Below are 1,362 nucleotides of genomic sequence, written 5' to 3' on the forward strand. Positions count from 1 at the left end.
GCGGGCCGGCAAGCGCGTGCTGCTGGCCAACAAGGAGGCGCTGGTGATGTCCGGCGCCATCTTCATGGACGCGGTGCGCGAGCACGGCGCGACGCTGCTGCCGATCGACAGCGAGCACAACGCGATCTTCCAGTGCCTGCCGTTCGACGATCCGCGCTATCGGGCCGGCGTCGCCCGCGTGGTGCTGACCGCCTCGGGCGGGCCGTTCCGCACGCGCGATCCGGCCTCGCTGCACGACATTTCCCCCGACGAGGCCTGCGCCCATCCGAACTGGGTGATGGGGCGCAAGATCTCGGTCGATTCGGCGACGATGATGAACAAGGGCCTCGAGGTGATCGAGGCCCACTGGCTGTTCGGCGCGCCGGCCGAGCGCATCGAGGTGCTGATCCACCCGCAGAGCATCGTCCATTCGATGGTCGCGTACGCCGACGGCTCGGTGCTGGCGCAGCTGGGCAACCCCGACATGCGCACGCCGATCGCCTATGGGCTGGCCTATCCCGAGCGCATCGACGCCGGCGTCTCGCCGCTGGACCTCGTCGCGGCCGGCACGCTGGCCTTCGAGACGCCGGACCTGCAGCGCTTCCCGTGCCTGGCGCTGGCCTTCGATGCGCTGCGCGCCGGCGGGGTGGCACCGGCGGTGCTGAACGCCGCCAACGAGATCGCGGTCGACAGCTTCCTGCAGGGCGCGATCCGCTTCACCGATATCGCCGGCGTTGTCGCGCGGGTGCTCGAGCAGGGGCCGCGCCATGCGGCCGATTCGCTCGACGCCGTGCTGCAGGCCGACCAGCAGGCCCGCGCGCTGGCCCGGACGCTGGTGCAGGCGGGCGGGCGGGCAAGTGTCGGCGCGAGGGCGGGTGCCAACGTCGGCACCAGCGCCGGCAACAACGTCGGCACCAGCGCCGGCAACAACGTCGGCACCAGCGCCGGCAACAACGCGGGCACCAGCGCCGGCGCCGCCACGCCGAGCTGAACCGGATCGCCGCCATGCAGACCATCCTCGCCTTCATCGTTGCGCTCGGCATCCTGATCTACGTGCACGAGATGGGCCACTACCTGGCCGCGCGCGCCTGCGGCGTCAAGGTGCTGCGTTTCTCGATCGGCTTCGGCCGTCCGCTGCTGCGCTGGGTCTCGCGCCATCGCGACCGCACCGAATGGACGCTGGCGGCGATTCCGCTGGGCGGCTACGTCAAGATGCTCGACGAGCGCGAACGCGATCCCGAGCGCGATCCTCCTTTCGATCCGGCCGATCTGCCGCGCGCCTTCAACCGGCAGCCGGTCGGCAAGCGCATCGCCATCGTCGCGGCCGGGCCGGTCGCCAATTTCCTGCTGGCGATCGTGCTGTATTTCACGCTGTTCGCCGGC

At 71.0% G+C, this 1,362-nt stretch carries 1 protein-coding gene and 1 pseudogene; both read left to right on the plus strand.

Features of this window, described 5'->3' with window-relative positions:
* A pseudogene (gene dxr / locus AC6EI8_RS26530) lies at positions 1-856 on the plus strand (1-deoxy-D-xylulose-5-phosphate reductoisomerase); the annotation flags it as partial.
* A gap of 128 nt (positions 857-984) precedes the next feature.
* Positions 985-1,362 (plus strand): site-2 protease family protein (locus AC6EI8_RS26535; RefSeq protein WP_498383399.1); only part of this gene is annotated, 378 nt, incomplete at its 3' end.

Source organism: Cupriavidus sp. R6-3 (assembly GCF_059772245.1).